A 23,410-nucleotide genomic window follows, 5' to 3' on the forward strand; every position below is an offset into this window, starting at 1 on the left:
CCGCATGTACGGGCGGGACGTGCTTTCCGGAGACTGGCGGCGGCCACGGCGGGGGCAGATCCCCGAGATCCCGGCCGAGCCCGACCTCGTGGTCGAGGACGCCGAGGGCCGCTTCTGCGGCGCCGTGGTGGCCTGCGACAAGGAGGCCGTGACGCTGGAGGACCGGTTCGGCAGGCGGCGGGTGTTCCCGCTGACGCCCGCCGGATTCCTCCTCGAAGGCAAACCGGTGACGCTGGTGCGTCCCCAGGGCGGCCCGAAGGGGCCGCTGCGGAGCGCCTCGGGGTCGATCGCGGTCGAGGGCCTGCGCGCGCAGGTCGCCAGGGAGAGCCGCATCTACGTCGAGGGCGTCCACGACGCCTCGCTGGTGGAGAAGATCTGGGGACACGACCTGCGGGTGGAGGGGGTCGTCGTCGAATACCTGGAGGGTGTGGACGACCTCCCGGCCATCGTCGAGGAGTTCGCCCCCGAACCGGGCAGGCGGCTCGGCGTGCTCGTCGACCACCTGGTGCCCGGCTCCAAGGAGAGCCGCATCGCCGCCCGGGTGTCCGGCGACGACGTGCTCGTGGTCGGGCATCCGTTCGTGGACATCTGGCAGGCGGTCAAGCCCCGGGCGCTCGGCATCCCCGCCTGGCCGGACGTGCCGCGCGGCGTGCCCTGGAAGGAGGGCGTGATCGCGGCCCTCGGCTGGCGGATGGACCCCCAGGAGGCGTGGCGGCACATCCTGGGCCGGGTCACGACCTACGCCGACCTTGAGCCCGAGCTGCTCGGCCGCGTGGAAGAACTGATCGACTTCGTCACGGCCTGAGCGCCCCTGGACGGGGGTCCCTGTCACCGTGCGGGCGCCTGATGGTGAGGGCCCTGCCTGCGGTACGCCCCCGGAGGCCGGCCGTAGGCGCGTTTGAAGGCGTGGGCGAACGCGTACTCAGAGGTGTAGCCCACCTTGCCCGCCACCGCGTTCGCGGGCACGTCGGAGGCACGCAGGAGCCTCGCGGCGATGGTCATGCGCCACCATGTGAGGTAGGCCAGCGGCGGCCGGCCGACCAGCGTGGTGAATCGCCGGGCGAAGGCCGCCCGTGACAGCCCCGCATGCCTGGCCAGCTCCTGGACGCTCCACTGCCGTTGCGGCTCGCCGTGCATGGCCCGCAGGGCGGCCGCGACGGGCGGGTCGTTCAAGGCGGCGCTCCAGCCGGTGGGGGTGTCCTTGCGCTCGTCGAACCAGGCACGAAGGATGTGCAGGAGGAGCACGTCCAGCAGTGCGGGCACCATGGCGTCACTGCCCGGACGGTCGCTTTCCAGCTCTCCGCCGAGGAGATCGAGTGCCGCGCGCAGGTGCGGGCGGCTGCCGACCCGGGCCGGCAGATGGACGACGTCGGGCAGCTCTTGCAGGAGTGGATGCGTGCGTGAGCGGTCGAGCAGGTAGGCCCCGCACAGCATGACCGTGTCCGGGGCGCTGCCCGGCGCACGGGCCTCCTGCGCATGGGACGGCGGTTCCGCCGGCGGCACCGGCGCGCCGGCAAGCGGGGTGGAGAGGCTGTCGGCCAGTGCGTGCCCGACACCACGAGGCAGGAACACCACATCTCCCGGCCCGAGGGGGACGGGATCACCCTCGTCCGGGATCAGCCAGGCAGCGCCCTGCAGGACCACGTGAAATCCCGCTGCGTCGCTCGAGGGGAACCTGCGGCCGAACGGGACGCTGCGGTCGACGCGGGCCGAGTGCGGCCGGCCGGTGCGCATGGTGGTGATCACGTCGGACAGGACATCCACGGATAAGACGATAAAGCAAACCCGTGCGCGTTCAACGTATTGGACGTCTCGCTTGCGATACCTACGGTGGTGCGAACCAGCGATGATCCGCCCAAGGGAGTTTCAGGTGAAGATCGCCGTCTATGGCGCGAACGGTTACCAAGGCAGGCTTGTCCTGACCGAGGCCGTCCGGCGCGGCCTGAACGTCGTGCTCGTCGGCCGCGATGCCGCGCGCCTGCGGCACGCCGCCGCCACGGTCGCCCTGTCCAATCCGGACATACGGCTGGCCGGCCCGGACATACGGGTGGCCCCTGCCGACGACCATGACGCCCTGGTCGCCGCCTTCCGCGCGGCCGACGCGGTCGTCAACTGCGCCGGTCCCTTCACCCCGACCGGGGCCGCGGTCGTCCGGGCCGCGATCGCCGCGAGCCGCCACTACGTCGACACCGCCGGCGAGCAGCCCTACATCAAGGCCGTCTTCGACACCTTCGGGGCGCGGGCGCAGGCCGCCGGGGTCACTGTGGTGCCCGCCGCGAACGACGCGTGCGTTCCGGGAGATCTGATCGCGGCCCTTCTCGCCGAACGTCTGGGACCGCTGGAGGAGATCACCAGCGTCCACCTCATCACCGGCGGCGGCGGACCATCCCGTGGATCACTCCGCTCGCTGATCGAAAGCATCGACATCATCAAGGCCGGGGGCCTGGTCTATGACGACGGCGACTGGCGGGCAGGCCTCCCCGCGCGGAAGACCTCGATCATCCTGCCCGGGAGCGCGCAGGCGGTTCCGGTGGCGAGGTTTCCCCTGTCGGAGGTCGTGACCATCCCCCGCCACGTTCGGGTCCGGCATGTCGAAGGGCTGGCCGAGGCCGCGCTCGCCGCCCGGCTGAGCGTTCCGATCGACCCGTCGATCATCGCGGGCCTGCCCGAGGGGCCCGACGAGCAGGCCCGCGCCACTCAGCGCTTCACCTACCTGATCGACGCCGTCGCGCTCGACGGCCGCCGAGCCCGCGGCGTGGTGGAAGGCCCGGACACCTACGGCACCACCGCGGTGATCGCCGTCGAGAGCGTCCGCCGCCTGGTCGCCGGCTCGGCCAAGCCCGGAGTGCTCGCTCCCGCCCAGGCCTACGACCCCGCCGCCTTCCTGCGCTCCCTCCTGCCCCACAACGTGCACTGGACCATCCAGGAAGGCGAGGAGCGGACGGCAGGCAACTGACCCATGGGTGTCGAGCTGCTCGGTCGCACATCCGCGATCGGCCGGTTCGCGGGCACTAAGGCGTGAGGTCCCGCACCACGGCGTCGGCGAGCAGCCTGCCGCGCAGCGTGAGCACGGCCAGGCCCGCCTTGAACGCCTCCGTCTCCAGCAGCCCGTCCGCCAGCGCCCGCGCGCACGCCGTACGCGCCTGGGGGTCGAGATCGGCGAGCGGGAAGCCCGAGGCGAGGCGCAGCTCCAGCATGACCCGCTCCACGGCCCTGCCCTCCGCCGCCAGCACCTCACGGGCGTGCGCGGGCGAGGTCCCGGCCGCCAGGCGGGCGGCGTACGCCGCGGGGTGCTTGACGTTCCACCAGCGGGTGCCGCCGACGTGGCTGTGCGCCCCCGGCCCGGCCCCCCACCAGTCGCCGCCGGTCCAGTACAGCAGGTTGTGGCGGCAGCGCGCCTCGTCGCCCGCCGCCCAGTTGGAGATCTCGTACCAGCTCAGGCCCGCGGCCGTCAGCATCTCCTCGGCGATGAGGTAGCGGTCGGCCGCCACGTCGTCGTCCGGCATCGGCAGCTCGCCGCGCCGGATCCTGGCGGCGAGCCGGGTGCCGTCCTCGACGATCAGGGAGTACGCCGAGACGTGGTCGGGCCCGGCGGCCAGCGCGGCTTCCAGGGAGGCCCGCCAGTCGTCGTCGCTCTCCCCCGGCGTGCCGTAGATCAGGTCGAGGTTGACATGCTCGAACCCGGCCTCGCGAGCCTCCCGTACGGCCTCGGCGGGCCGGCCGGGGGTGTGCCGCCGGTCGAGTACGGCGAGGACGTGCTCGCCCGCGCTCTGCATGCCGAAGCTCACCCGGGTGAACCCGCCCGCCCGCAGTTCCTTCAGGTAGGCCGGGTCCACGGACTCGGGGTTGGCCTCGGTCGTCACCTCGGCGTCCGGCCGCAGGCCGAACTCCTCGCCGATGGCGTCCAGGATCCGTACGAGGTCGGCGGCGGGCAGCAGGGTCGGCGTGCCGCCGCCGAAGAAGACGGTCTCCACGGGCGGCGCGGCGTCTCCCAGCACGCGCCGGGCCAGCCGTATCTCCTCGACGGCGGTGGCGGCGTAGTCGCGCTGCGCGGCGCCGGGGCCCAGCTCGGCCGCCGTGTAGGTGTTGAAGTCGCAGTAGCCGCAGCGCGTCGCGCAGAACGGCACGTGGACGTAGAAGCCGAACGGGCGGGAGCCGAGCCCGTCGAGGGCCTCGGACGGCAGCTCGCCGCTCGCGGGGACGGGGTCGCCGTCGGGAAGCACTGAAGGCACGCTCTCCAGTCTGCCGTCACTCGCGCCCTGCCATTGACGCCCTGATCACCGCGGTCTACGATCGCAGCAATTTACAGGAAACTTTCCTATAAAAAGCGCTCGGGAGGCCGGCGTGCTCATGAGAAGGACCCTCGCCGTGGCGGTCGCCGCCACCCTGGCGGCCGGGCTGGCGCCGGCAGCGGCCCAGGCCACCCCCGGCGGGGACCGTTACAAGCGGGTCGCCTACTTCATCCAGTGGGGGATCTACGCGCGGAACTTCCACGTGAAGGACGTGGACGCCAGCGGCGCCGCCGGGAAGCTGACCCACCTCAACTACGCCTTCGGGTTCGTGGGACCCGAAGGCACCTGCTACTCCGCCGACCCCTGGGCGGACTGGCAGCGTCCCGTGCCCGCCGAGCAGAGCGTCGACGGCGTCGCCGACGCCGACGACCAGCCGCTCAAGGGCAACCTCGGCCAGCTCAAGAAGCTCAAGGCCCGCCACCCCGGCCTCAAGGTCCTCATCTCCCTCGGCGGCTGGACCGGCTCCAAGTACTTCTCCGACGCCGTCCTCACCCCCGAATCCCGGGCCAGGCTCGCCGCCTCCTGCGTCGGCCTGTGGCTCAAGGGCGACCTGCCCGGCCTGCCCCCCGGCGCCGCCGCCGGCGTGTTCGACGGCATCGACCTCGACTGGGAATGGCCCGGCTCGGCCGGGAACGACGGCAACGTCATCCGCCCGGAGGACAAGCAGAACTTCACCCTGTTCCTGGCCGAACTGCGCCGCCAGATGAAGGCCCACGACCGGCGCGACGAACTGACCGCCTTCCTCCCCGCCGCAGCCGCCAAGATCGACGCCGGGTTCGAGGTGCGCAAGGTCTTCGACCAGCTCGACTTCGCCACCGTCCAGGGCTACGACCTGCACGGCCCCTGGGAGAACCGCACCGGCCACCAGGCCAACCTGCTCACCGACCGGCGCGACCCCAACGACGTGAAGTACAGCGTCGACCAGACCGTACGCGACTACGTAGGACGCGGCGCACCCAAGCAGAAGATCGTCATCGGCGTCCCCGCGTACGGCCAGGGCTGGACCGGCGTGACCTCCGGCGGCGACGGCCGGTACGCCACGGCCACCGGCCCCGCCCCCGGCACCTGGGCCGCAGGCAGCGACGACTACAAGAACCTCGTCGACAAACCCGGCAAGCGCTACCGCGACCTGCTCACCGGCACCCTGTGGCTCTACGACGGCAACGAGTTCTGGTCCTATGACGACCCCGCCGTCATGCTGCAGAAGGCCGCATACATCCGCCTCAAGGGCCTCGGCGGCTCCATGCTGTGGTCCATCGACCAGGACGACGCCGAAGCCTCCCTCACCAGCGCCCTCTACTCCGTCCTGCGCTGACCTCCACCCGGGAGGAGGGCCGCCGCGACTCTCCTCCCCGATGGAGATGTCCAGCTCCCGCATCGCCCGTCTCGGGCTCCGCACCCAGTCCCCTACCAGGCGGTCGCGCCGCCGTCAGCCGCGTAGTTGGCGCCCGTGATGTACGCCGCCCGGTCGGAGGCGAGGAATGCCGCCAGCTCGACGATCTCCTCTGGCCGGGCGAAGCGCTTGAGGAGCGTCTTACGGGTTATCGCGTCCCTGGCGGCCTGGTCGTCGCCGAGATCGCGGTCACTGGCCGGGGTGAGGACCGGCCCGGGGCTGATCGCCACCGCGCGGATCCCGTGGCGCGCGCCTTCGAGCGCGAATTGCCGGGTCATGCCGATGACCCCGGCGTTCGCCGCGCTGTGCGCGACCATCGGGGGGACCTCACCGGCGATCATGCCGGCCATGGACGCGACGTTGATGATGACGCCACCGCCCCGGCGGACCAGGTACGGCCAGGCGAACTTCGACACGAAGAAGGGAATGTCGAGTTCGCCGGCGATGGTCACCCGCCAGTCGTCCACCGAGAAATCGGGCATCGGTCCGAAGCGGGGCATGGCCGCGTTGTTGTAGACGACGTCAAGCCCGCCATATGCCGCCACGGTGTCCTCGACCAGCTGCCGCGCCTGTTCCGGGTCGGTGAGGTCGACGGGTGCGATGCCCGTCATGTCACCTCCGGCGCGACGGACGAGTTCCACCGTCTCGTTGTTGGCATCGACCTGGATGTCGCATCCGACGACCTTCGCGCCTTCCCGCGCGAAGACCAGCGACGCGACCCGGCCCTGACCTCCGGCGGTGCCGGTGATCAGCACCACCTTGCCGTCAAGCGTTCCCATGGAATTCCTCCTGATCCCCGTGTTTCGCGCGAACTCACCGGACGCGCAGCGGCGCGAGTGCCGTGCTCCACGCCACGACCTGGTCCAACACGGCGGTGAGCGACTCGAGCTGGAAGTCGTTGGGCGTGAACACGCTGAAGTCCTTGAAGTCGGTGAAGAGCGACAGCGCCACCTGGGCCCGCACGTCGGCCATCTGGAGCTCGCCGGCGATCAGGCGCAGGTGTTCCACCGCACGGGTGCCGCCGACCGAGCCGTAGCTGACGAAACCGACGGCTTTGTTGTTCCACTCGCCGTACAGGAAGTCGATGGCGTTCTTCAGCGCACCCGACGTCGAGTGGTTGTATTCCGGCGTCACCATGACGAACCCGTCGAACGAGGCGATCTTGTCGGCCCACGCCATGGTGTGCGGCTGTGTGTACTGGCCCAGCGACGGCGGCAGCGCCTCATCGAGGTGCGGGAGTTTGTAGTCGAGCAGGTCGACGAGCTCGAACTCCGCGTCGGTCCGCTGCGCGGCGACCTGGTGCACCCAGTGGGCGACGGCCTCCCCGTTGCGTCCGGGGCGGGTGCTGCCGAGGATGATCCCGATTCTGGTCATGACGATCTCACTTTCGCGGTGAAATGCTTGCTTCGCGAAGAAACCATATGAGTACTTCTTTCGTGAAGCAAGTAGAGTGTCCCCATGACCACATCGCAGCCGGCGCAGCCGGTGCAGCCGCTGACCGCTGACGAGGAGGCGTTGATCCGCGCGCTGCCTCGCCTGATCTACGCGCTGCCCCGCGCGATCGACGCCGACATGGTGCGCGAACAACAGTTGCCGCTCATCGAGTGGACCGCCCTGATGCGGTTGTCGGAGGCGCCGCAGCGGCGGATGCGGATGGGCGAGCTCGCGGTCGCCTGCGAGCTCTCCTTGAGTGGCATGACCCGCATCGTCACCGTCTTGGAGCGGCAGGGCTTGGTCGAACGGGTCAGGTGCGACGACGACGCCCGCGGGTTGAACGCCGTCCTCACCGACGCCGGCCTCGCCCGCCTGGAACAGGCGTGGCCGAGCAACCTGGCCAGCGTGCGCCGGCACTTGCTCGACCACCTCGAAGGCGTCGATGTTGCCCGCCTCGCCCGTGCGATCCAGAACGTCGGGGGTAACGCCTGACGTGGTGGGCGGCAGGCCGAGCCCATGCGCCGCCGGCGTCTTCGCCGCGGGCCGCACAGCTCGCCTAAGGCGCTGTCGGGGCTTGCCGGCGCTTTTGGCCTGGGTCTTGTGGTGTCGAAACCTTCAGCGGTCGCGTCGGTCGACTGTCTGGAGGTCCGCGGGCCGGTCGAGTCTTGAGGGATGAGCGGGCTGCCGGCTACGCCGCGCGGCCTCGCCGGTCCGCTCACGCCGCCCCCGGGCTCGGGTTCACAGGCAACGTTTGTGACAGACCCTCGTCAAGCCTCTTCCGTCATGCGGGGCAGGAGAAATCAGTGTTCTGGACAGGCGTTCTGCGGGACCTTCGTGTTGTCAGGTGAATACGCGCCGCTCGTTTCACCTCAGGCCTGCCACCGGGTAGCAGGCATCTCCTGAGAGCGTCCTGAAGGAGCGTCGTACATGTCCCGGCGCGCACGTTGCGTGAGCAGAAATCGGCGACACCGTTCTGCGCTATTCCGGATACCACTTTTCCGAGCGTCGACTCGGCCATGTCCTGGGTGAATTCTGCCGGTGGAGGTTGGGTTTCACCCGGCGCGGCCGTACAGCCCGCCGCGCACGACACGAGGGCGGCTGCGGCGATCAGTCGTGCGGTCAAGGACATGGGGGCGCCTCACGCGACTGGGGATCGGCCCGCCATTCTACGCAGGCCCCCAACGGCCGGCGCGATAGGACGAGTTCACCCCGATCCGTGGGCGGTCACAGCGTGCGCCCGAGGTAGGCGAGCAGCCGCAGGTGCGCGGGCGCCTCCGCGGGCGCGGCGATCTCGGGCCCGAAGACACCGGGCAGCCGGTAGGCGTCGATGCCGCCCATGCCGTGCATCATCGCCAGCAGTTCCTCGCAGAGCCGCTCGTCCATCCGGTCCTCCTGGCCGGTGGCGACGGCGAGGTCGACTCCATGGACGAGGATCTCGGTGAAGTGGATCACCGCGGCCATCGGCCCGGGCACCGCGCCGAGCGAGATGTGCACCGTACGCCCGAGCGCGCCTTCGCGGTGCCACGCCTCCCGGTCGGCGTCCGCGGCGGCGGCGAAGGCCGCCTGCGGGTCGTTCCCCAGCCAGTCGGCCTCGTGGTCGGCTCCGGCGTCGGTGCCGGTGAGCTCCGCGGCGAAGATGCGCATGCCGCCCACGGTGTGGTTGAGCACGGCGCGCACGTCCCACTTCCCGCACGGCGTGGGCGCACCCCACTGGTGCTCCTCGATCCCCCTCACGATGCCCGCCGTCATGGCGATGGCCTGGTCGATCCGCTCGATGATGTCGCCCATATCCGCCCCTCAGCTAGACTAACGCACGTTAGCTTACGTGTATAAGGTAACGTACGTAAACATGAGCATCGAGGGACAGCGGGCGCGCAACAGGCGAGGCGAGGGAGGCCGCCTCCGGGAGGAGATCGTCACGGCGGCGACCGCCCTGCTGGAGGAGAACGGCAGCGAGGACGCGATCACCCTGCGCGGGGTGGCGCGACAGGCCGGGATAGCCGCGCCGTCGATCTACGCGCATTTCGCGGACAGGGACGCGATCGTGGACGCCGTCGTCGCACGGGCGTTCGCCGAACTCGACGCCGCGCTGGCCGCCGCCGTCGAGGGCGTGGACGACCCGGGGGCCCGGTTGCGCGCCCTGTGCGAGGCGTATCTCGCCTTCGCCGAGGAGCGGCCCCAGCGCTACCGGGTGGCCTTCGAGCGGCGCCGGAGCGGCCCGGCCGAGGCGCGGGCGCTGGAGGATCTCTCGGGCGGGCAGGCGTTCGGCCGGCTCGTCACCGCCGTCGCGGGGGCCGGCAGCGGCGACTCCCCCGAACTCGACGCCACGGTGTTGTGGGTGGCCCTGCACGGCTACGCCGTGCTCAGCGCCGGCGTCCCGGCCTTCCCCTGGCCGGCCAGGCAGCGAATGCTCGACCGGCTCCTCGCGGGCACTTCGTGATCAGGTCGCGACCACGTCGGGACGGGTGCCGAGGACGCGCTCGGCGATTTGATCCCACTTGTCGCTGTGGCCGGGGAGGGCGAGGATCTGCAGCATCAGGTCCCGGTCGCCGTGGTAGGCCCGGAACGACTCGGCGATCGTCACGCCGTCCGAGGGCCGGTGGAGCACCTCGATCTCGTCGCCGGCGCCGAGCTCGCCCTGCTCGATCACCCGGAAATACGCCCCCGTGCGACCCGCCTCGGTGAAGCGCTTCACCCAGCCGCGTTCGTCCAGCCAGTTGCGGAACACCACGCAGGGGATTCGGGGGGCGGTGACCTCCAGGACGGCCGTGCCGATCCGCCACCGCTCGCCGAGGACCGCGCCGGTCAGGTCGACCCCGGACGTCGTGAGATTCTCCCCGAACTGGCCGTCGCGCAGGTCGCGGCCCATCCGGGGCTCCCACCAGTCGTAGTCCTCCCGCGCGTAGGCGTACACCGCCTGGTCCGGGTGGCCGTGATTGGCGACGTCGGCGCGCTCGTCGCCCGCCAGGCCGTTCTCGCGTACGGCGACCCGGCCCTCGACCTTCCGCTTGTCGATCGCCGTACGCCGCAGACTGCCGGCCCACTCGGCGTCCATGGCTCGGCCAACGTTCACAGAGAGGATGCGCATGAGCAAACGTTAACCGAGGGTCAGGTTTTCCGCGATCGCAATTAAGCTGTGGTCAAACCAGGGACGCCTACTTCTTGTTCTTGTCGGGGGCCTCGGACGAGAGTGCGGCGACGAAGGCCTCCTGGGGCACCTCCACCCGGCCGACCATCTTCATCCGCTTCTTGCCTTCCTTCTGCTTCTCCAGCAGCTTGCGCTTACGGCTGATGTCACCGCCGTAGCACTTGGCGAGGACGTCCTTGCGGATGGCGCGGATGTTCTCCCTGGCGATGACGCGGGCGCCGATCGCGGCCTGGATGGGCACCTCGAACTGCTGCCGCGGGATGAGCTCCTTGAGCTTCTTGGCCATCTCCACGCCGTAGGCGTACGCCTTCTCGCGGTGGACGATCGCGCTGAACGCGTCCACGGTCTCGCCCTGCAGCAGGATGTCCACCTTGACCAGGTCGGCCTCCTGCTCGCCGGACGGCTCGTAGTCGAGCGAGGCGTACCCGCGGGTCTTCGACTTCAGCTGGTCGAAGAAGTCGAAGATGATCTCGCCGAGCGGGAGCGTGTAGCGAATCTCGACGCGGTCCTCCGACAGGTAGTCCATGCCCTGCAGCTGCCCGCGGCGGCCCTGGCACAGCTCCATGATCGCGCCGATGAACTCCGCAGGCGCGAGCACCGTGGCCTTCACCACCGGTTCGAAGATCTGGCCGATCTTCCCCGCCGGGAACTCCGACGGGTTGGTGACGACGTGCTCCCTGCCGTCCTCCATGATCACCCGGTAGATGACGTTGGGCGAGGTCGAGATCAGCGACAGGTTGAACTCGCGCTCCAGCCGCTCACGGACGATCTCCATGTGCAGCAGGCCGAGGAACCCGCAGCGGAAGCCGAAGCCGAGCGCTGCAGAGGTCTCCGGCTCGTACACGAGCGCGGCGTCGTTCAGCCGCAGCTTGTCGAGGGCCTCGCGCAGCTCGGGGTAGTCGTCGCCGTCGATCGGATAGAGCCCGGAGTAGACCATCGGCTTGGGGTGCTCGTAGCCGCCCAGGGCATCCTCGGCGGGCTTGGCCGCGTTGGTGACCGTGTCGCCGACGCGGGACTGGCGGACGTCCTTCACGCCGGTGATGAGGTAGCCCACCTCGCCGACGCCGAGCCCCCGCTCGGACGGCATGGGCTCGGGCGAGATGACGCCGATCTCCAGCAGCTCGTGCTGCGCGCCGGTGGACATCATCAGCACGCGCTCGCGCTTGGACAGATGGCCGTCGACCACCCTGACGTACGTCACGACGCCCCGATAGGTGTCGTACACCGAGTCGAAGATCAGCGCCCGGGCGGGGACGTCGGCGTTCCCGACAGGCGCCGGGACGTGCTCCACGACGTGGTCGAGCAGCTCCTTGACCCCCTCGCCGGTCTTGCCGGACACACGCAGCACGTCGGCGGGGTCGCAGCCGATGAGGCCCGCGAGCTCCTCGGCGTACTTGTCCGGCTGCGCGGCGGGCAGGTCGATCTTGTTGAGCACCGGGATGATGTGGAGGTCGGCGTTCATGGCCAGATAGAGGTTGGCCAGCGTCTGGGCCTCGATGCCCTGCGCCGCGTCGACCAGCAGGATCGCGCCCTCACACGCCTCCAGCGAGCGGGACACCTCGTAGGTGAAGTCCACGTGGCCGGGCGTGTCGATCATGTTGAGGACGTGGCCGTCCCACGGGAGCCGCACGGCCTGCGACTTGATGGTGATGCCCCGCTCCCGCTCGATGTCCATGCGGTCGAGGTACTGCGCGCGCATCGACCTGTCGTCCACGACGCCGGTGAGCTGCAGCATCCGGTCGGCGAGTGTCGACTTGCCATGGTCGATATGCGCGATGATGCAGAAATTGCGGATCAACGCGGGGTCGGTCTGGCCAGGCTGAGTGCGCACCGAGGTCCGTTTCGACAAGATGATTGACTGCTGATCGGGCGGGCCGTCCGCCTCGCCTCGCGCTCGGCGGGCCCTCCCGAGGCTGGCGGACCAGCCACCCTCCATGGTGGCATGTCCGGGTGCTTGCCTTGACCACCAGACGTGTTCTGCGATTAACCGCCGTCGTCGTGGCCGTACCGCTCGCGCTCGCCCTGGCCGGCGCGGCCGCGCTGCGTCTGCAGTTCGCCGGCACGCCCGCCGGATGGGCCGGGACCACCGGCCACGACGCTCTGTGGATGGGCCATGCGTGGGTGGACGGCCGCCGCACCGAGGCCGACGTGCGGGCCCTCGCCGTACGGCTGCGCGCGAGCGGGATCAGGGACGTGTACGTCCACAGCGGGCCGTTCAAGTACGACGGGACCCTGCCGCCCGACCGCTACGCCAACGCCGGGAATTTCCTGAAATGGTGGCGGAAGAGCGTGCCGGGCGTCCGGGTGTCGGCCTGGCTCGGCCAGACGGTGAACGACAACGGCAAACTCCACCTGAGCCTGGCCGACACGGCGACGCGGGCCCGCGTCGTGGCGGGCGCCCGCGATCTGGTCGCCCTCGGGTTCGACGGGATCCACTACGACTTCGAACCGGTCTCCGACGGGGACGGGCCGTTCCTCAGCGTCCTGCGCGAGACGCGGCAGGCCATCGGCGCCCGGCCGTTGTCGGTCGCCACCCAGCAGATCGAGCCGCTGACCGGCATGCGCGCCCCCGCCGCCCTGGCGATCGGCCACGACAAGTACTGGACGCCGGACTACTTCCGCCAGGTCGTCGGCCTGACCGACCAAGTCGCGATCATGACGTACGACTCCGGGACGCCCCTGCCATCCTTGTACGGCGGCTACGTCGCGCGGCAGACCTCGCTCGCCCTCGGCCTGGTGCCCGAGGACAAAACCCTCCTCATCGGGGCTCCGGCGTACCACGATCACGGCATCGCGTACCTCGACTGGGCCGAGAGCGTCGAGGCCGCGGCCGAGGGCGCGCGGCTCGCGCTCAGCGAGCACGGCCCCCGCACCGAGTTCGGCCTGGCCCTGTACGTCGACTTCTCGGCCACGGAGGAGGACTGGCGGGAATACGAGCGGGCCTGGGTGCGCGGCGGCGGAGGGAGCGTGAAGTCGTCGGGCGGGCGGTCCGATGTGCGGACCGCGGCGGCCGCGGCGCGATAGCATGAGCGTGGGCGGCCCTGTCGTCGTGATTTGAGCGGCGACCCGGGCTGTTGGTATCCTGTCCAACTGCGTGTGGCGCGCCCTCTCACCAGCCCGCGCGCCCCATCCGACCAAGACTTAACACTGAGGCTTTCTTCGTGGCGAACATCAAGTCCCAGATCAAGCGCAACCGGCAGAACGAGAAGCGCCGGCTGCGCAACAAGGCCGTCAAGTCGTCCCTGAAGACCGCGGTCCGCAAGTTCCGCGAGGCCGCCGACCAGGGCAACGTCGACGACGCCCTCGTCGCGCTCCAGGCCGCGTCCCGGCAGCTCGACAAGGCCGTCAGCAAGGGCGTCATTCACAAGAACCAGGCCGCCAACCGGAAGTCGGCGATCGCCAAGCGCGCCGCCGCCCTGCAGGCCGCCAAGTAGCGCACCGACCGCGCCGCATCTCCCCTCGCGGGGGATGCGGCGTTTTCGTGTGCCCGCCGCCGGACGTCAGGCGGGCACGGGCTGCGCCGCCTCCTCCGTCGTACGCCGCCGGACCTCGGGCAGGGCGAGCACGGCCAGGTTGACCACGGCCACCAGCACCGCCGCCGTGAGCAGCGGAGCCGTGGCGCCGGCCCAGGCGGCGACCGGCGCCGCCGCGGCGAGCCCGAGCGGCCGGGCCGCGAAGGAGATGAGGGCGTCGAACGAGTCCACCCGGCCGAGGGCCTGAGGCTCCACGCGCTGCTGCACCACCGTCTCCCACAGCGGCATCAGCATCCCCAGGCCCAGCATGGCGACGACGTACGCGGCGGTCACGACCACGGCCGGCGCGGGCAGCGCAGTGGAGAACGCGAAGGCGGCGAGCGGGCACGCGTAGACCGCCGCCCCGACCGCCGCCACGGCGAGGGGCCGCCGGATCGGCAGCCTGGGGGCCGCGAAGACGCCGAGCACCGTCGCCACCGTTCCCGCCTGCGCGACGACCACCCAGACCGCCTCCCCGCCCAGGCTGCGTACGGCGATGACCGGGCCGAGGGTCAGCAGGACGCCCGCCCCGAGGTGCCAGACGCCGTGCCCGGCCACGCTGATCAGGAACCAGCGATGCCGCCGCGCCTCGCGCCACCCTTCCCGCAGGTCGGCGAGGAAGTGATCGCGTTCGGTCGCCGGCCGGGGGGCCGTGACCAGGCCGCCCAGCGTGAGCGCGGATCCGGCGAACAGGACACCGGTCAGCAGGAAGGACCAGCCCGGGCCGAGCAACAGCGTCAGGCCTCCGGCGAGCGCGGGGCCGGCGATCTGGGCGAGGCCGCCCGCCACTCCGATGTGGGCGTTCACCCGCAGCCGGCGCTCCGCCGGCACCACCCCGATGACCAGCGGTGACACCGCCGGGACGCCGAAGGCCACCGCGGCTCCGGTGAGCGCCGCGAGCCCCGCCATCACGGCGATGCCGGGGTGCCCGAGGAGGAGCAGCGACCCCAGTGTCACCTGGGCGGCGCAGCGGACCAGGTCGGCCACGAGGATCACCCGCCTCGGCGGGAAGCGGTCCGCGATCACTCCGCCGACCGGGAGCAGCAGGAGCATGGGCAGCATCTCGGCGGCGAGGACGACGCCGAGATCGAGGGCGGAGCCGGTCACCCTGATGACGGCGAGGGTGAGCCCGGTGGGGATGAGGGCGGTGGCGAGCGCCGCGACCGTCCGCCCGGCGACCAGACGTGCAATCATACGGAGGAAGGTATTTCGCCAGCGAATGTTTCGTCAACGTATTTTTATCTGTCGTAGGATTGTCCTGTGGACGACTCGGTGGACCGGCACATCGCGCGGTGGCGCGGGAAGGCGCCCTTCGACGAGCGTGTGGAGGCGATCGTCACGCGCATGCAGTTCCTGGTGAAGCATCTGGCTCAGGCGAAGGACGGCGCGCTGGCCGCGGTGGGCCTGCAGGACTTCGAGTACGAGACCCTTCATTGGCTCGGCGCCCGGGGGGAAGGCGGCCGCGCCACCCCCTCGGAACTCGCCTGCGAGTTGAGGGTCTCTCCCGCCGGCATGACCGGCCGCCTGGACACCCTGGAGAAGGCCGGGCTCGTCCGGCGCATCCGCAGCGCGGAGGACCGCCGCCGGGTGGACGTGGAGCTGACGAGCGAGGGCCGCGCGATCTGGCTCAAGGCGATGGACCTGCGCGGCGAGGTCGAGGACGCGATGGTGGGCGTCCTGGGACCGGACGACCAGGACGTCCTGGCGGCGCTGCTCAAGCGGATGCTGCTCCGGATGGAGAACCCCGGCCACGCCTGAGCCGGCAAGCGCGGTCGGCGAGCCCCGGGACCAGGGGTCGCGACCGGCTCCGGACGGGTGCCACGGCACCCTCGGCCACGCCCGAGCCGATGGCGGAGGTCAGCGCTTGTTTCGACTGGCCACGATCGTGTGGACGGCCTTCTCCAGCGCGTACGCCGGGTCGGTGCCGCCGCCCTTGACCTGCTCGTCGGCGGTGGCCACGGCCTGCAGGGCGGCGGAGATCCCCTCCGGCCCCCAGCCGCCCAGCTGGCGCTTCACCCGGTCGATCTTCCACGGCGGCATGCCCACGTGGCTCGCGAGCTGGCCGCCGCGCAGGTTGCGGGGCGCCCCGCCCACCTTGGCGAGCGAGCGGAGGCCTCCGGCCAGCGCGCTGACGATCAGCACCGGAGCCACGCCCGTGGCGACGGCCCACCGGACCTGTTCCAGCGCCTCACCCAAGCGGCCCTCGATCGCCAGGTCGGCGATGGTGAAACCGCTGACCTCGGCGCGTCCCCGGTAGTACTTCGCGACCGCCGCCTCGTCGATGTTCTTGCCCTCGGTGTCGAAGGCGAGCTGGTTGCAGGCGGCGGCCAGTTCGCGCAGATCGCTGCCCACGGCGTCGAGCAGCGCCTGGGCGGCGGCGGGCGAGATCGAGCGGCCCTCCCTGCGGACCTCGGCCTTGATGAAGTCGAGCCGCTCTCCCGCCTTGGTCGGCTTGACCACGGTGACGACGTCGGCGCCCGCCTTCTTCACGCCGTCCACCAGGGCCTTTCCCTTGACCCCTCCGGGATGGCCCAGCACCAGCACCGTGTCGTCGGCCGGATGGGCGGCGTATTTGACGATCTCGGCGATGACGTCCTTCGAGAGGTCCTGTGCCCCGCGGATCACGATGACCGACCGGTCACCGAACAACGAAGGGGAGGCGAGCCCGGTCAGCTCCCCCGGCTCCACCTTGCTGCCCTGAAGGTCGTGCAGCTCCGCCCCGGGATCCTCGGCGCGTACCGCCGCCACGATGGAGCCGACGGCGCGATCGGCCAGGAACTCCTCGTCGCCGACGACCAGGGTCACAGGTGCTGGGTTCGCCATGTCACGCAGCATGCCACGCCCAGGCGGCGGGGGCACAACCGCCGCCGGTCCGCCCTCGCCTGCCTCACCTGGCTCGCGGTTCCTTGCCGCGTACGACCACGGCGAGGCCGTTGCGGGTGGCGACGACGGCGATGTCCCCCGACAGGTCCGTACGGTAGGGGCGCATGCCGAGCAGGCGCAGGCGCCGCAGCGTCAGCGGGGCGGGATGCCCGTAGTCGTTGACCGCGCCGACGCTGATGAGGGCGGCCCGCGCCCCCGTGGCGGAGAGGAAGGACGGTGCCTGCCGGGACGACCCGTGATGGGGCACTTTCAGCACGTCGACCCGTGGCAGGCCGCGCCGCACCAGGGCTTCCTGCGCCTCCGTCTCCAGGTCCCCGGCGAGCAGGGCCGCCCCCAGAATCGGCCCTGACGCCGGCGGGGTCCCGAGCCCTGCCGTCGCGCCCTGCGCTCCCTGTGTTCCCTGTGCTTTGGGCATCCCGGGCGCTGCGGCTGCGCCTTGTGCCGCGGCGGATGCCGTGGGCGGATCGCCTCGTGCCGTGGGCGGCCCTGACCAGCGGACCAGCAGCACGACGCTGGCATTGTTGGCCGTCGCCCCCTCGCCGGGGCCCTGCGGCGCCACACCGGGCTCGGGGGCGAGCACGGTGATCTCGCTCGGCCCGAACCGCCACCGCATGCCGGGGGTCGCCTGCCATTCCGGAATGCGCGCGGTCCTGAGCTGCGCGGAGACGCGACCGGCCTCGCCCTCGGGCACCCGGCTCGGGCTCACGACCACCGCTCCCACCGCTCGGCGGCGCAGCACGCCCGGCAGCCCGCCGACGTGGTCGAGGTGGGGGTGGGTCAGGACCACGAGCGGCACCTGCCGCACTCCGAGAGCGCGCAGGCACCGATCGGCGGGGCCCGGCTGCGGCCCGGTGTCGACCACCACGGCACGGCCGGGACCGGCCGCCAGCGCCAGGGCGTCTCCCTGGCCGACGTCGCAGACCACCAGCAGCCATCCCGGCGGCGGCCAGGGCGACACCACCGGCATGGCGACGAGGCCGGCGAGCAGCGCTCCCGCGGCGAGCGCCGCCACCAGGCGTCTTCGCGCACGGCCCCGCAGGACGAGCCATCCCGCGACGGCCGCCGCCGCGAGCGCGGCGAGGCCCGCCCCTCCCCCGAGCCACTCCGCCGAGGCGAACGGAAGGTCCGCCGCCCGCTGCGCCACCGCGATGATCCAGCCCACGGCCCACCCGGCTGGGCGCACCAGCAGCCGGGCCAGGTCCATGCTCACCGGGGCGATCACGGCCGCCCCGAACCCCAGCACCGTCGCCGGCGCCACCGCGGGCTCCGCGAGCAGGTTGGCCGGGATCGCGGCCAGGTCGAGCCGCCCGGACATCAGCACCAGCAGGGGCGTGACCGCCGCCTGCGCCGCGGCGGTCACGGCCAGGGCCTCGGCGAGCAGGCGGGGTACCCGGCGCGCCGTCAGACGGTCACGCCACCGGGGCGCGAGGACCAGGATGCCGCCGGTCGCGAACACCGACAGTGCGAAGCCCCACTGACGGGCCAGCCCGGGATCGAACACGACCAGCCCCAGCACGGTCGCCGACAGGGCGGCCACGCCGTCTCGGGTGCGGCCCGTGCCGAGGGCCACGGCGGCGACGGTTCCCATGACGAGGGCTCGCAGCACGCTCGGCGACGGCCTCGCGACGACCGAGAACGCGATCATCGCGACCACCGCGACGACGGCCCGGAGGGCCAAGGGCAGGCCGGCGAAGCGCCCGAGCACCAGCACGGCGCCCGCCACGATGGCCAGATTGGTGCCGGACACCGCGGTAAGGTGCCCGAGCCCCGCTGTCGCCAGGTCGAGCCGGACCTCCTCGTCCAGGTGCGACACGTCGCCGACGACCAGGCCGGGCAGCAGCCCGCGCTGGTCGTCCGGCAGCACGTCGCTCGCCTCGCGCAGGCCCGCGCGCAGCACTCCGGCCGCACGCTGCACGGCCGAGGGCGTGCCGATCGGCTCGGGCGGCCCCCGGACGAGCATCACCGCCGCGACCGGCTCACCCGGCTCGGCCGGGCCCAACCGCCCGCGCACCCTGACCCGCTGGCTCGGCAATATCGGCCGCCAGCCGTCGGCCGGGCCGAGCAGCACGACGGGCACGTCCACGGAGTACCGCTCCCGAGCGGCCGACACCAGCAGCATCCGGGCCCGGACGACCGCCGTCTCCCGCCGGGACACCCCGCCCTGGTGCGGCCGGATGCGCGGATCATCGGTGATCTCGGCCTCCGCCGTCACCGTGACGTCACGGCGGGCCATGTCCGGCACCGGCCCGGTCGTCACCCGGTGGACCGTGAAGGCCGTCACCACGGCCGTGACGGCCACGGACGCGAGCACCGCCAGTGCGACCCTTGCGGCGGCCCCGCCCGTCCGCCACTGCTCCTCTCCCAAACGGTGCCGCAGCTCCTGGCCTGCCCGTCTCCCTTCCACGGCAAGGCGATCTCCTGCCGGAGCCCGGTCGGGGGTCGCCCCGTGGTTGCGGCGCCGCGGCGCGGCCCACGCCGCGGCCCATAGGACGGCGCCGGCGACAGCCGCGGCCAGCGCCACGACGGCTCCGAAGACGGCGGGGCAGCCGAGCAGCACCAATGCCGCGAGCCAGGAGGCCACAGCAGGAGCGGCCAGAGCAGCCGGACCGGAGACCGCTCTGCCGCACCCTGGCTCGTCACCACCCCGCTCGTCACCACCCCGCTCGTCACAGCCCGGCTTGCCACGGCCCGGCTCGTCACGGCACGCGTCGTCACGATCCGGCGCGTCACGGCCCGATTTCTCGCGCCGCGGCTCCCCACGGCCCGACACGTCACGACCCGGCTCATCGCGGCCCGATTTCTCGCGCCGCGGCTCATCCTGCCCCTGTTCGTCGCGCCTCTTAGGGAGGTCGTGGGGGAAGCCGGCGGTGGTCACACGGAGACCTTGTCGCGCATCTCGGCGAACTTTCTGTCTCCGATGCCCGGAACGTCCTTCAACTGGTCGACGCTCTGGAAGCCTCCGTGCGCGTCCCGGTAGTCGACGATCCGTTGCGCGATCACGCCGCCGATCCCGGGTAGCGCGTCGAGTTGCTCTACGGTGGCGGTGTTGAGGTTCACCACCCCGGCTCCCGGTGTCCCCGGCGCCATGCCCGATCCAGGGCCGGTAGCGGAGCCCGCACCGGCCGTCGCCTGGCTTCCGGCCACGATCTGCTCACCGTCCACCAGACGCCGGGCCAGGTTGATCCCACCCGGTTTCGCGCCCTTCCGCAGACCTCCCGCGGCCTCGATCGCGTCGGCGACCCGCGCGCCGGACACGAGGACGAACACCCCCGGGTTGCGGACCTTGCCCGTCACGTAGACCACGACTCGCGCCGATGGACCGGGGGTGGCGGCCGTGGGACCACCGGCGCCCGCGACGTAGGCCGTCGCGCCCTGCCCGCTATCGGCTCCGGGGCCCGGCACCGCAGGCGAGGCCGCACCCGGGGCCGGGGCCGGGCCGGCGGCGGAATCCGCGGCATGATCGACTGCGGGGTGGAGGTCGCGAACCGCGGCGGCCGGGAGCGGCGGGGCGATGGGCTCGGCCACCGGCCTCGACTGCCAGGCCAGGATCCCGGTGACGAGCGCGGCGAGCAGCCCGGCGGCCACCAGCACCCGCAACCCGGGCATTCCGGGGTCGAGCCGTGGCAGGGCACGACCGAGAGCCGCCCGTCCGAGCGTCCGCAGGTCCCGCACGGACGTTCCCGGCCCGTCCACTCCTCCTTCCCGCCGATCGGCGACCTCCTCCGGCATGTCCAAGAACTCCTCCCGATAAGGGCCGTCCTCGGCCTCCGACGGATGCTCCGGCAGGTACGTCTCCGAACGGACGACGTGGGGAGCGCCGAACGACGGCGGCGGCCCGGGCGGGGACGGCGTCGACCGCAGGCGCGCGGACGGGGGAACCGGATCGAGCGGGCGCAACAGCCCGCGCAGGCGGGACTCGCCGACGACGCCGCGTGCGGCCCCGCGAAACTCCTTGCTTCGCACGCCATGGACGGTAGGCAGACGCGAGGGCCTCACCTGGCGCCGAACGCGATTCTGTGGACAACCCACGAACCGGACAACTGACGAACCCCTGAGGGTCCGCCGGGCGAGGGACGAGGGGTCCGGACTACCGACCAGTCGGCGCGACACAGCACGCGGCACGACCAGCACAGCATCCGGCACGGCAGGGCAGGGCGCGGTCGGCACCGGCACTGCAGAGCGCGGCACCGGGTGGGCGGCGCGGGGGTGAGATGCCGCCCCCGGACGGCTCAGTCCACGGCGGCGGGGGCGATGGTGACACCCAGCATGCCGGGGCCGACGTGGGCGCCGAGGACCGGCCCGATCTCGGCCACCCACATGCGTACGAGCCTGGGCAGTCGTGCCGTCAGGCCCTTGGTGAGCGCCTCGGCCCGCTCGGCCGCCATCAGGTGCTGCACGGCCACGTCGACCGGCCGGTCCCCGGCCACCTCCACGGCCAGGTCCTCCAGGCGGGCGAGGGCACGGCTCCCGGTGCGGACCTTCTCCAGCACGCCGATCTCGCCGTCGGCCATGCGCAGCAGCGGTTTGATCGACAGCGCCGATCCCAGGAGGTTGGTCACGCGGCCGATGCGACCGCCGTGCCGCAGGTAGTCGAGCGTCTCCACATAGAAGAACGTGCTCGCGGCAGCGGCCCGCCGCCGGGCCACCTCGGCCACCTCGGTAGCCCGGGCTCCCGCCACGGCCGCCCGAGCGGCGGCCAGCACCGCGAAGCCGAGTCCCATGGCGATCGACCCGCTGTCGACGACCTCGACCGGCACGGGGGCCTCACGCGCGGCCAGACGCGCGGAGTCCGCGGTGCCGGACAGCGCACCGGACAGGTGGACGGAGACGATCGCGGTCGCACCGTTCGCGGCGGCGCTCCGGTAGGCGTCCGCGAAGCGCTCGGGGGCCGGGCGGGAGGTGACGATCGGCGAGCGGCCCTTGAGCGCGTGCGCGAGAAGACCGGCGTCGAACGGGGTCACGTCGTCGATCTCGCGATCGCCCAGGACCACCTGAACCGGTACGACGGTGATGTTCCATCTGCCGGTCGCCTCGGCGCCGAGGTACGCCGTGGAATCAGTGACGACAGCGACAGATGGTGACATATCGCGAGATTACCCGCGGATGATCGCCCGGCAACCTCTTCGTGAACGGCAACCTCTTCGTGAACGTCAGTCCGCGCCGGTCACTGGACCGGCACGCCGCCCCGCCAGACACGGCGCGGCTTGAGGCCGAACGACCAGGCGAACGCGCCCTCGTGGTCGGCGTCCCACTGGACGATGTCGGCGAGGCGGCCGGGAGCGAGGATGCCGCGGTCGGGAGCGCCGAGGACCTGGGCGCCGCCCAGCGTGGCGGCCCGCAGGGCGTCTCCGACGCTCATCCCGAACGCCGCCACCGCGAGGCTGATGACCAGGGACATCGAGGTAATGCCGCAGTGGCCGGGGTTGTGGTCGCTGCCGAGCGCCACGGGGACGCCCTGGGCCAGCAGCCGGCGCACCGGCGGGAGGTGGCCCACCTGCAGGGCCGCGCCCGGGCAGACGACGGCGGGCACGCCGTACCTCGCCATCAGGGCGACGTCCTCGTCCGAGGCGTGGTGGAGCAGGTCGGCGGAGGCGCAGCCCATCTCGGCCGCGAGCTGGACGGCGCCGCGCCGGTTGTAGGCGCCCGCGTGGATACGCGGCAGCAGCCCGACGTTGCGGCCGGAGGCCAGCACCCAGCGGGCCTCCTCGGCGGTGAAGTGGCCGTCGTCGCAGTAGACGTCCACGCTGTCGGCCCCGGCCCCGGCGGCGTCCGCGCACCACGAGGCCACGGCCTCGACGTAGTCGCGCTGGCGGCCGAAGTATTCCGGCGGCACCACGTGGGCGGCCAGGAACGTGACGTGGACCCGCGGCATCATCGGCTCTTTCTCGAGCTCGCGCAGCAGCCGCACGTCGGCCAGCTCGCCGTCGCGGGTCAGGTGGTAGCCGGTCTTGGCCTCGACGGTCGTCGTGCCGCCGAGCAGCCACTCCCGCAGCCGCTCGCGGACCCCGTTGCACAGCGTCCAGGGGTCGGTGCCGCGCGTCACGGTCACGGTCGAGCCGATGCCGCCGCCCGCCGCCGCGATGGCCGAGGCGCTGGACCCGCCGGAGCGCATCGCCATCTCGGCGTAGCGGTTGCCGGCGTACACGGGGTGGGTGTGGGCGTCGATCAGGCCGGGCGTGACGAGCGCTCCGCCGAGGTTCTCCACGTGGTCGACGTCGACGATGTCGTCCACGACCCCGGGAACGCTCTGCGGGAGGTCGGCGGCGCGCCCGACCCACGCGATCCGGTCGTTGTGCACCAGGATCGCCGCGTTGCTGCACACATCGTGCCCGGTCCAGAGCCGGCCGATGTTGGTAAGAAGGCGCACGGTCATCCGACCACCTGCCAAACACCCCGGGACGACGAACGGCCCCCGCCTGCGGGCGCCTGGCCCACCGGGTCCGCTTCGTGTCCGGACGTCATTGGGGGGTCTCCTGCCTCATCGCGCACCGATGTTGTGCGATGACCCTACCGCCGGGATCTCGAACCCGGGCGATTCAGTTCAGTTACGGTATTTCACTGGTGGGCTTGATGTACAGGGTTAGCGACAGAAACGTACGCCGGTCTCATGCGCATCGCCGCGCATCAGTAGTCTCACACGCTGCGGCGAGATCTGGTTCGACGCGACCGATCCGATGTCCGCGAACGCCTTGGAAAGGGTGACCGCACTGCCTGGAGTCATGTTGTTACCCACGCCATAAGGTCCCAT

Annotated in this window: 21 protein-coding genes; 8 read left to right on the forward strand and 13 right to left on the reverse strand. The window is 71.9% G+C overall.

What is annotated here, in order from left to right; all coding sequences use genetic code 11:
- The first annotated feature begins 4 nt into the window (after positions 1-4).
- Positions 5-805: a DUF3097 domain-containing protein gene (locus ABZ860_RS31650; RefSeq protein WP_357227041.1), complete on the forward strand. Its 801-nt coding sequence runs from the start codon at positions 5-7 to the stop codon at positions 803-805.
- Positions 806-828: 23 nt separating this feature from the next.
- On the opposite strand, the gene ABZ860_RS31655 is transcribed toward ABZ860_RS31650, so the two are convergent.
- Entirely contained in the window at positions 829-1,764 is a 936-nt protein-coding gene (locus ABZ860_RS31655; RefSeq protein ID WP_357227043.1) for an AraC family transcriptional regulator, read from the reverse strand.
- Positions 1,765-1,870: 106 nt separating this feature from the next.
- Here ABZ860_RS31655 and ABZ860_RS31660 point away from each other — a divergent pair, with 106 nt between their 5' ends.
- Positions 1,871-2,956, forward strand: coding sequence for a saccharopine dehydrogenase NADP-binding domain-containing protein (locus ABZ860_RS31660; RefSeq protein ID WP_357227046.1), 1,086 nt, complete (start codon positions 1,871-1,873; stop codon positions 2,954-2,956).
- Positions 2,957-3,011: 55 nt separating this feature from the next.
- Here ABZ860_RS31660 and hemW read toward each other — a convergent pair whose 3' ends face one another.
- Complete coding sequence (gene hemW / locus ABZ860_RS31665; protein ID WP_357227049.1) at positions 3,012-4,232, reverse strand: radical SAM family heme chaperone HemW; 1,221 nt, start codon at positions 4,230-4,232, stop codon at positions 3,012-3,014.
- A 118-nt stretch (positions 4,233-4,350) separates the two neighbouring features.
- Between hemW and ABZ860_RS31670 the strand changes: the two genes are divergently transcribed.
- Positions 4,351-5,607 (forward strand): glycoside hydrolase family 18 protein, encoded by a 1,257-nt coding sequence (locus ABZ860_RS31670; RefSeq protein ID WP_357227052.1) that lies wholly within the window; start codon positions 4,351-4,353, stop codon positions 5,605-5,607.
- A 92-nt stretch (positions 5,608-5,699) separates the two neighbouring features.
- Here the strand turns inward: ABZ860_RS31670 and ABZ860_RS31675 are convergent, their stop codons facing one another.
- Together ABZ860_RS31675 and ABZ860_RS31680 are read right to left on the reverse strand one after the other, a co-directional pair.
- Positions 5,700-6,464, reverse strand: a complete 765-nt coding sequence (locus ABZ860_RS31675) for an SDR family NAD(P)-dependent oxidoreductase (protein ID WP_357227056.1) — start codon at positions 6,462-6,464, stop codon at positions 5,700-5,702.
- Between the two features lie 34 nt (positions 6,465-6,498).
- The gene (locus ABZ860_RS31680) at positions 6,499-7,059 is read right to left on the reverse strand and encodes an NAD(P)H-dependent oxidoreductase (protein ID WP_357227059.1); all 561 of its coding nucleotides are present in this window, start codon (positions 7,057-7,059) and stop codon (positions 6,499-6,501) included.
- 84 nt (positions 7,060-7,143) lie between these two features.
- Between ABZ860_RS31680 and ABZ860_RS31685 the strand changes: the two genes are divergently transcribed.
- Positions 7,144-7,611 carry a MarR family transcriptional regulator gene (locus tag ABZ860_RS31685; RefSeq protein ID WP_357227062.1) on the forward strand — a complete coding sequence of 156 codons (468 nt, stop codon included), beginning with the start codon at positions 7,144-7,146 and terminating at the stop codon, positions 7,609-7,611.
- A 732-nt stretch (positions 7,612-8,343) separates the two neighbouring features.
- On the opposite strand, the gene ABZ860_RS31690 is transcribed toward ABZ860_RS31685, so the two are convergent.
- Positions 8,344-8,907, reverse strand: coding sequence for a TIGR03086 family metal-binding protein (locus ABZ860_RS31690; RefSeq protein WP_357227064.1), 564 nt, complete (start codon positions 8,905-8,907; stop codon positions 8,344-8,346).
- Positions 8,908-8,968: 61 nt separating this feature from the next.
- Between ABZ860_RS31690 and ABZ860_RS31695 the strand changes: the two genes are divergently transcribed.
- Entirely contained in the window at positions 8,969-9,559 is a 591-nt protein-coding gene (locus ABZ860_RS31695; protein ID WP_357227067.1) for a TetR/AcrR family transcriptional regulator, read from the forward strand.
- Here the strand turns inward: ABZ860_RS31695 and ABZ860_RS31700 are convergent, their stop codons facing one another.
- Both ABZ860_RS31700 and lepA read right to left on the reverse strand, forming a co-directional pair.
- Complete coding sequence (locus ABZ860_RS31700; protein ID WP_357227069.1) at positions 9,560-10,207, reverse strand: MOSC domain-containing protein; 648 nt, start codon at positions 10,205-10,207, stop codon at positions 9,560-9,562. It lies immediately after the preceding gene.
- A gap of 67 nt (positions 10,208-10,274) precedes the next feature.
- On the reverse strand, positions 10,275-12,098 hold the full coding sequence (gene lepA, locus ABZ860_RS31705; RefSeq protein ID WP_357227071.1) for a translation elongation factor 4: 1,824 nt from the start codon (positions 12,096-12,098) through the stop codon (positions 10,275-10,277).
- Positions 12,099-12,217: 119 nt separating this feature from the next.
- On the opposite strand from lepA, the gene ABZ860_RS31710 reads away from it, so the two are divergent.
- Together ABZ860_RS31710 and rpsT are read left to right on the forward strand one after the other, a co-directional pair.
- Positions 12,218-13,291 (forward strand): hypothetical protein, encoded by a 1,074-nt coding sequence (locus ABZ860_RS31710; RefSeq protein ID WP_357227073.1) that lies wholly within the window; start codon positions 12,218-12,220, stop codon positions 13,289-13,291.
- Between the two features lie 137 nt (positions 13,292-13,428).
- The gene (gene rpsT / locus ABZ860_RS31715; RefSeq protein ID WP_030506313.1) at positions 13,429-13,701 is read left to right on the forward strand and encodes a 30S ribosomal protein S20; all 273 of its coding nucleotides are present in this window, start codon (positions 13,429-13,431) and stop codon (positions 13,699-13,701) included.
- Positions 13,702-13,767: 66 nt separating this feature from the next.
- On the opposite strand, the gene ABZ860_RS31720 is transcribed toward rpsT, so the two are convergent.
- Positions 13,768-14,973 carry an MFS transporter gene (locus ABZ860_RS31720; protein ID WP_357227076.1) on the reverse strand — a complete coding sequence of 402 codons (1,206 nt, stop codon included), beginning with the start codon at positions 14,971-14,973 and terminating at the stop codon, positions 13,768-13,770.
- Between the two features lie 66 nt (positions 14,974-15,039).
- Between ABZ860_RS31720 and ABZ860_RS31725 the strand changes: the two genes are divergently transcribed.
- Positions 15,040-15,537 carry a MarR family transcriptional regulator gene (locus ABZ860_RS31725; protein WP_357227079.1) on the forward strand — a complete coding sequence of 166 codons (498 nt, stop codon included), beginning with the start codon at positions 15,040-15,042 and terminating at the stop codon, positions 15,535-15,537.
- 99 nt (positions 15,538-15,636) lie between these two features.
- Here the strand turns inward: ABZ860_RS31725 and holA are convergent, their stop codons facing one another.
- From holA to hutI, 5 genes are all read right to left on the reverse strand, one after another.
- A complete protein-coding gene (gene holA / locus ABZ860_RS31730; RefSeq protein WP_357227081.1) occupies positions 15,637-16,602 on the reverse strand; it encodes a DNA polymerase III subunit delta in 966 nt (321 codons plus the stop codon).
- Positions 16,603-16,666: 64 nt separating this feature from the next.
- Positions 16,667-19,243, reverse strand: coding sequence for a ComEC/Rec2 family competence protein (locus tag ABZ860_RS31735; RefSeq protein WP_357227084.1), 2,577 nt, complete (start codon positions 19,241-19,243; stop codon positions 16,667-16,669).
- 290 nt (positions 19,244-19,533) lie between these two features.
- Positions 19,534-20,625, reverse strand: coding sequence for a ComEA family DNA-binding protein (locus tag ABZ860_RS31740; protein WP_357227087.1), 1,092 nt, complete (start codon positions 20,623-20,625; stop codon positions 19,534-19,536).
- Positions 20,626-20,891: 266 nt separating this feature from the next.
- Complete coding sequence (locus ABZ860_RS31745) at positions 20,892-21,746, reverse strand: DegV family protein (protein WP_357227089.1); 855 nt, start codon at positions 21,744-21,746, stop codon at positions 20,892-20,894.
- Positions 21,747-21,826: 80 nt separating this feature from the next.
- On the reverse strand, positions 21,827-23,035 hold the full coding sequence (gene hutI / locus ABZ860_RS31750) for an imidazolonepropionase (RefSeq protein ID WP_357227092.1): 1,209 nt from the start codon (positions 23,033-23,035) through the stop codon (positions 21,827-21,829).
- Positions 23,036-23,410: the final 375 nt, after the last annotated feature.

It is taken from the genome of Microbispora sp. NPDC046973 (assembly GCF_040644495.1).
GTDB lineage: Bacteria > Actinomycetota > Actinomycetes > Streptosporangiales > Streptosporangiaceae > Microbispora.